Raw genomic sequence first — 6,815 nt, 5'->3', positions numbered from 1 at the left:
CGGAGACGACAATGCACTAACAATCAATTCGGACCACTCGGTGGGGGCCGATCACCCTGCAAAGGCTCAAACTAGTCGAAGAGCGTCGTGTCGAAATCGAGCTCCGAAGTGAATGGGCGGTCAAACTCAGCGAAATGACGGACCATCTCCTCAATGCTAAGCCTCAGATCGTCCATTTCAGCGGCCATGGGGGTGCTGGAGCGATTTTTCTCGAGAACGAGGCCGGCGAAGCGGTCCCGCTTTCAGCTGACGGATTGGCGGGGATCGTCGACGCAGTAGGAAATATTGAATGCGTCATATTGAATGCGTGTAACAGCGCCGATCTTAGCTCAGCTACCAAGCAGTATGTCAAAATCGTGATTGGCTGCGACGATACGATCGCAGACGATGCTGCAATCACTTTCACACGATCATTCTATCGCTCGTTAGCTCATGGAAGAGACTACAGGCAGAGTTTTAAATTAGCTGTCGCTGATGTAAATGCGCAATATGGCGCGATCGAAGCCAAAAAATACAAGATTCTATTCTAGGGGGGGGCGTCCTTCGGCGACAATTCCTCGAACCTACCGTCGAAGAACTCGTCTACTGGGCGTACCCAAAGCTTCCCATCCTCGCTCTGATAGATTACGACGCTGGCGTCATCCGAGATCGGCGAATTGGTCTGAAGCGTTGCGCTTGCCACAACCGTGTACGTGGATCCGCGCTTCCGATGCCGGAAGACCGTTCCCTTGGCTGCTTGGAAAATGGGGGAGGAGGGCATGATCGGATTCCGTTCTATGTGCTGGCGCTTACCGCATATATTGGCGATATGGCATCGGCATGGTGATGACCGGCAACCGGGAAGCTGCCACCCATTTAGAGAAAATGTGCGCCTACATGAGCAAGTGCTCTCTGAACGCCAATGCTTCTCGCCGAGTAACCTACGACCACGACGATTGGTCCTGCGGCAGCCGATGATCGGGATCGTGGACCATGACCGTGTCGTCAGTGAAAAGATTGGCGGGAAAGATCACCAGATTGGTGCCGCCGGCATGGCGAAGTGAGGGAAAAAGGATGCCGCGAAGCCCCGCGGTGATTACGCGATCAGCGAGCTTCCAGGATGGGGGGACTTTTCCGTCGATGCGGGCAATGCGGCGCCACGCACAATCCCACGCCTTCCAGGCCTCATCCCAAACGCTCGGATCGAATCCCTGCGACAGGTCCGCGACCTCGCCGAGCGTGACCGTGTAGGCGGCAAGCGTCGCCGGCGGCGTGATGCTGGCGCCTTGCCGGTATTCTTCAAGCGCCGTCTGCGGCGCGCGGGAGAGATAAAGCGCCTCGACGCCCGGCCGGTTGAAGCGGCCACCGTCGATGGCGGCACCCGCGCCGCTGGTCGGTACGAACGCCCATTTAGGTGTCAGATAGCGGTGGAATATCTCGTCCGGACCGAGGCGGGTGGTTCTCACCCACGGGCTCCGTTCTCGAGATCGCGGATGAAGGCCAGCACTGCCTCTACTTGGCCATCGGCCACGAGCTCAGCCGCCGTGCGATGCCCATAATCGGCGATCGGCTCGTTGCGGTACCAATAGATGGCCTTGTCGATATTGCCGGTGAGCTCCGTGGCTGCCGAGATCACCTTTACCATCTCGCGCATCCGTCCCTGCAGCCGCTCGGAAGAGGGGTTGCGCAAGGTGTTGCGATGAACCCCGGTGAGCTCGGCCAGATTGGCAACGTTGACGCCGAGTGCCTTGGATAAGCGCTTTGGCGAGATATAGGGCGTCCGGGGCTCCTGAAGGCTGTCGACGAAGCCGGAAACCATCGCAGTGTGAGTTAGCTGAGCCTGGGCCACGGCAGAACCTCGCTTGTGCCATGCACAATATATGCACATTTCCAGGCACATCAAGTGACGGTCCCATTCCCTTTCCCCGGTACCGAAGGTCACCGCCCAAAGGGCGATCGAAGGAACGGTGGCTGGTCGTCTCTCGATGATCCTTGGTGCGACATGGTGAATGTGCAGGGTAAGAGCGGGCCTCGTTTAAATCGGGCTTGCTCATGCTACCTGCCTATCGTCGTCGCGATCGGAGAAAGAGGCCGGAGATGCAGCCGCGGACGCCGCCAGTCTTGCAACAATACCGACGTCCGGCGCGCCTCCTGCACTGGATCATGGCGGCCATCGTGATCACGATGGTGCCGCTCGGCATCGCGGTGAACTACCTACCCTGGGACGCTTTCCAGGATTGGCTCTTCAACCTGCACCAGTCGCTGGGCATCGTGGTTCTTGGGCTGGTCATCGTCCGCCTTGCCTATCGCCTGACGCACAAGCCGCCACCTCTGCCCACGTTGATCCCGCCCTCTCAGCGGCTGCTGGCGGAGAGCGTCCACATCGTCCTCTACGCTATTCTCTTCGCCATGCCGGTGATCGGATGGATTGGCACCAACGCCTATGGCGAGCCGATGAATGTGTTCTGGTCGGTCACCCTGCCGACGGTAACCGGGAAGAACGAGGCGTTCTCCGACGTGCTCTGGAGTATGCACAACATCCTCGGTCTGACACTCGGCGGATTGATCGTCATCCACGCCAGCGCAGCGCTGGCGCATCGCTTCGTCTTCAAGGATGGCGTGCTCGGCCGCATGTGGCCGCCATAGAGGCAGCGCGAAACCTACCGAAGACAATCCGACGAGCGCCACTTCCTTCGAAGCGTTGTCATCCGGTTATCCCGGAGGGGACCCTCAGGCAGAAGCTTGCCGCCCTCGCTATCGACGACCAGCCCTGAGGCATGCGCATTTACTAGGCAGCGGACTCATAACGCATTGATCCAGATGCGGACTGCGGCGAGCTTGAGGGCTGCGAGGAAGTTGTCTGGGCGCCGGTCGTAGCGGCTGCGAGGCCCCGCATCTGCTTGATCCTGTTGAAGAAGCGCTCGACGAGGTTCCTTTGTCGATAGAGCCACGGACTGAAGGCGAAGGTGCGCTTGCGGATCGAGCGAGGCGGCACATTGGCAAATCCGCCGCGCTCCGCCGTCTCGGCGCGGATGGCGTCTGTGTCATAGGCCTTGTCGGCGAGCAGGATGCCGCCCGGTGCGAGCCGCGCCAGCAGTTCGCGCCCAGCCGGCGCGCCGCCCGCCTGCCCGGCGGTGAGCAGGAGGTGGATCGGCCGGCCTTCAGCATCGACCAGAGCGTGGATCTTGGTGGTCAGCCCACCCCGGGAGCGTCCCATGCAACGATCGTCATCGCCCCCTTTTTGATGGCGGCGCCGTGCTGGTGAACGCGAACACAGGAGCTGTCGATCATCACGATGTCGCCGTCATAGGCGGCTGAGACCGCTTCCAGCAGCTTGTCCCAGACCCCGGCCGCCCGCCAGCGAACGAAACGGTTGTAGAGGGTTGTACGCGGACCGTAGCGCTCCGGAACGTCCCGCCACGGCGCCCCGGTGCGGAACCGCCAGAGAATGCCATTGATCACCCGGCGGTCATCCACCCGCGCGACCCCGCGCGGCTTGTTCGGCAACAACGGCCCAATGATCGCCCATTCCTCGTCCGTCAATTCGTGCCGGCGCATCACTCTCTCCCCAATCGAGAGAGCTTGAATCACGCTCATAGCCGGCCGGCAATTTTATGGGGCCACTGCCTAGGCTAGATCACCAATCCCATTTCTTTCGGCAAAATCAATTTTGCACTGTAATTCGCGCCGCTGCCGCGAAGCGCTGCCGTGTCGCCTCTCGAAGCCGGCTGAGGCCGAAATATGCCGCCATACTGCGGATCACTTCCTCCGTTTCGACGCCGTCACCCTGGAACGACGCGGCCAGCGACGCGAGTTCCGCGAGCGGTATATCCGTATGGTCGCGCATTTTGAGAGATGCGCTGCGAAAGGGAATGATCGCGCCCGGTCGAAGGTTCGGCGGCCAAAGCAGCGTGCGCTCGTCCTCCACCGAACGCGGTATCGATGATGAAACGCAAGCGACGACCTGTTCACGTATCCGACTTGCAGCGCGGGAGAAGCCATGCGCGCGAGCGATCCGGGAGACCAGCAAGTCTTCGTAAATCGGTGCTTCTACAGCGATAGCGCAGGTCACCATCTGCCGGAGCTGCGAGCGATAGAGCGGCTCGTAGAAGCGATCGGCGTCGGGCGTGAAACCGGCCGAAGCGAGGTCGGTTATTCGATACTCGTCGAAGTGCAGCGCAGGTGCCGGCTGAGGCGCCGCAGCGGCATATTGTCGGTTTGGAAGGGGCATCGTCGGCGCATTCGAGATGGCTACGATTTCCGGTAGTTCGAGTTCGAACTCGGTTTCCGCGAAAATTGGCTCGCCGTTGGTCGACGCGGCATCATCCGGCGGTTCGCTCTCGCCGGCTTCCGGAAGAGGCGGCTGAGCCTCCGCCACTTCCTGCTCTGCCGCCAGTCGCTCCACGCGGCTCGCTTCCAGATCCGCAATCAGCTGGTCGTGCAGGCGCTCGATGGCGCGGCTGGGATCGGCCCACCAATCCGTGCTCCACACACGCCGGATACGCCAGCCGAGCTGCCGAAGCACATGTTCGCGCAGTCTGTCTCGGTCGCGTGCGGTTGCTGAGCGATGATAGGTCGCGCCGTCGCATTCGACGCCAGCGAAGTAGCGTCCGGGCGCCTCGGGATCAACGATGCCGAGATCGATGCGAAAGGCCGAGACGCCGATCTGGGTGTGCACAATCCACCCGCGGTTTTCCAGTGCGGACTTGATGGCATCCTCGAAGGGCGACTCGGTGCCGCCCCCGGTCGCCGCGAACGCCTCGGCCAGAGCCCGTGCGCCACGCTCCGCAAACTCCAGGAAGTGCTTGAAGTCTCGCACGCCGCGGGCATTGGTGCGGGAGAGGTCGATCTGATCGGGCCGCAGCGTGGCGAACACCACCATCTCCTGCCGGGCCCGGGTGATGGCAACGTTCAAGCGCCGATGTCCACCTTCCTTGTTGAGCGAACTGATTGTCGCCACCGAGCGGCCGGTGTGATCGGGCGCCACGGCGACCGAGAACAGAATGACATCGCGCTCGTCGCCCTGAACGTTTTCCAGATTCTTGATGAACACCGGCTCGTGCCAGCGCGCGGGATCAAAGAAAGGTTCCAGATCCGGATAGCTGCGTCGTTCCTGATCGAGCAGATTCTCGATCAGGCGCTGCTGCTCGCCATTGAAGGTAACGACACCCAGAGACGAGCGGAGCACCGTGAACTCCGGCTGCTTCAGGCGGCGGATGATCTCGGCGACCACCGCCCGTGCCTCCTCGCGGTTTACCCTGCCGCTGCCGCGCTCATACACGCCATTCGGGACGTGGACATAGCGAACCGCGCGGTCGTCGGTCACGGGCGAAGGGAATGTCACCAACCTTCCGCGGTAATATTCGTTGTTGGAGAAGGCGATGAGACTTTCATGCCGACTCCGATAGTGCCAATCCAGCCGGCGTGGGGGAATGTTGGCGGCGAGGCATTCGTCGAGAATGCTCTCTTGGTCTTCGACGTCGATGCCATCGTCCACGTCGTCGACGCCGCGATCACCGACGCTGGTCGGGGGCAACTGTTCGGGGTCCCCCACAATGACAACCTGCCGCCCACGGGCGATGGCGCCGATCGCATCCCATACCGGAATCTGGGACGCCTCATCGAAGATGACGTTGCCCCCTGAAGCGTCCTCGGTTTGAATTGGACTCCGTCGGAAGGAGACGGAGATGAAGAAGAGCCGGTTCAGCGAAGAACAGATCATTGCCGTGCTGAAGGAGCATCAGGCCGGGATTGCGGTAGTGGATATCTGCCGCAAGCATGGGATCAGTGACGCGACCTTCTACAACTGGCGCAATCGCTACGGCGGCATGGAGGTGTCCGACGCGCGTCGCCTGAAGGCGTTGGACGACGAGAACCGTAAGCTCAAGAAGCTTCTGGCGGAATCGATGCTGGACGTCGCGACGCTGCGCGAGGCGCTCGGAAAAAACTTCTGAAGCCCGGATCGCGGAGAGCGTTCGTGACCTGGGCGATCGAAGAGAAGAGCTACTCGCAGCGGCGGGCCTGCGGCCTGATCGGGCTCGCTCCAAAGACCTATCGCTATGCCTCGCGGCGATCAGACGATGTGGAGATCCGGGAGCGGCTGAAGATTCTTGCGGGCCAGCGGCGGCGGTTCGGCTACCGGCGGCTGCACATCCTGCTGAGACGCGAGGGCATTGCGCTGAACCATAAGAAGCTGTTCCGGCTCTATCGGGAGGAGCGGCTGACGGTGCGCCGGCGTGGCGGGCGCAAGCGCGCGCTTGGGACACGGGCGCCGATGACCCTGCCACAGGGACCGAACCAGCGCTGGAGCCTCGACTTTGTCGCGGACCAACTCGTCGATGGCCGGCGCTTCCGCGTGCTGGTCATCGTCGATGACTTTACGCGCGAATGCCTGGCGCTCGTCGTTGACACCTCGCTCTCCGGCCAGCGTGTTGTCCGGGAGCTCGATGCACTCATCGCCCTTCGCGGCCGCCCGCTCATGGTGGTCAGCGACAACGGCACCGAACTGACCTCGCGCGCGATCCTGCAATGGCAGGAAGACAGCCGGGTCGAGTGGCACTACATCGCACCCGGCAAGCCCATGCAGAACGGCTTCGTCGAGAGCCTGAACGGCCGCTTCCGGGACGAATGCCTGAACGAGCACATGTTCCGAAATCTATCGAGCGCTCGCCAGCTGATCGAGGAATGGAGAACGGACTACAACGCCCACCGGCCGCATACGAGCCTTGGCGGCCTCACCCCGGGCGAGTTTGCAACCCGGTCCAGAACGGACCAGAGCGAGAACAGAGTCCAGTTATGAACGAGGCCAAATAGGGGGCAACGTCAACGCGCTCCTC

General features: G+C 61.7%; 6 protein-coding genes and 1 pseudogene. 3 read left to right on the top strand and 4 right to left on the bottom strand.

Features of this window, described 5'->3' with window-relative positions; genetic code table 11:
- The first annotated feature begins 26 nt into the window (after positions 1 to 26).
- Positions 27 to 530: a CHAT domain-containing protein gene (locus KHC23_RS04825; protein ID WP_309299207.1), complete on the top strand. Its 504-nt coding sequence runs from the start codon at positions 27 to 29 to the stop codon at positions 528 to 530.
- A gap of 390 nt (positions 531 to 920) precedes the next feature.
- Here KHC23_RS04825 and KHC23_RS04815 read toward each other — a convergent pair whose 3' ends face one another.
- Both KHC23_RS04815 and KHC23_RS04810 read right to left on the bottom strand, forming a co-directional pair.
- Positions 921 to 1,445 (bottom strand): RES family NAD+ phosphorylase, encoded by a 525-nt coding sequence (locus KHC23_RS04815; protein ID WP_213370052.1) that lies wholly within the window; start codon positions 1,443 to 1,445, stop codon positions 921 to 923.
- Positions 1,442 to 1,828, bottom strand: coding sequence for a hypothetical protein (locus KHC23_RS04810; protein ID WP_213370050.1), 387 nt, complete (start codon positions 1,826 to 1,828; stop codon positions 1,442 to 1,444). The genes KHC23_RS04815 and KHC23_RS04810 overlap by 4 nt, the downstream gene beginning before the upstream one ends.
- 203 nt (positions 1,829 to 2,031) lie before the next feature.
- On the opposite strand from KHC23_RS04810, the gene KHC23_RS04805 reads away from it, so the two are divergent.
- Positions 2,032 to 2,625, top strand: a complete 594-nt coding sequence (locus tag KHC23_RS04805; RefSeq protein ID WP_309299206.1) for a cytochrome b — start codon at positions 2,032 to 2,034, stop codon at positions 2,623 to 2,625.
- 142 nt (positions 2,626 to 2,767) lie between these two features.
- On the opposite strand, the pseudogene KHC23_RS04800 reads toward KHC23_RS04805, so the two are convergent.
- Together KHC23_RS04800 and KHC23_RS04795 are read right to left on the bottom strand one after the other, a co-directional pair.
- Positions 2,768 to 3,537: pseudogene (locus KHC23_RS04800) on the bottom strand (IS5 family transposase).
- Positions 3,538 to 3,643: 106 nt separating this feature from the next.
- The gene (locus KHC23_RS04795; RefSeq protein WP_213370046.1) at positions 3,644 to 5,701 is read right to left on the bottom strand and encodes a DUF3320 domain-containing protein; all 2,058 of its coding nucleotides are present in this window, start codon (positions 5,699 to 5,701) and stop codon (positions 3,644 to 3,646) included.
- Between KHC23_RS04795 and KHC23_RS04790 the strand changes: the two genes are divergently transcribed.
- Positions 5,667 to 6,778, top strand: a protein-coding gene (locus KHC23_RS04790; RefSeq protein WP_213370044.1) for an IS3 family transposase whose coding sequence is annotated in 2 segments (ribosomal slippage) — positions 5,667 to 5,922 and positions 5,922 to 6,778 — 1,113 coding nt in all. Because the reading frame shifts where the segments join, the coding sequence is not laid out codon by codon here. The two genes, KHC23_RS04795 and KHC23_RS04790, sit on opposite strands and share 35 nt — an antisense overlap.
- Positions 6,779 to 6,815 lie beyond the last annotated feature (37 nt).

The organism is Ancylobacter dichloromethanicus, assembly GCF_018390645.1.
Lineage (GTDB): Bacteria > Pseudomonadota > Alphaproteobacteria > Rhizobiales > Xanthobacteraceae > Ancylobacter > Ancylobacter dichloromethanicus.
The sequence above is the reverse complement of the archived record's forward strand: the minus strand, read 5'-3'. Positions and strand labels throughout refer to the sequence as shown.

Bases quoted from the DNA above. Each gene is read 5' to 3' on its own strand.
- KHC23_RS04805 (WP_309299206.1), top strand. From the start codon at position 2,032: ATGCTACCTGCCTATCGTCGTCGCGATCGGAGAAAGAGGCCGGAGATG.
- KHC23_RS04795 (WP_213370046.1), bottom strand. From the start codon at position 5,701: ATGATCTGTTCTTCGCTGAACCGGCTCTTCTTCATCTCCGTCTCCTTC.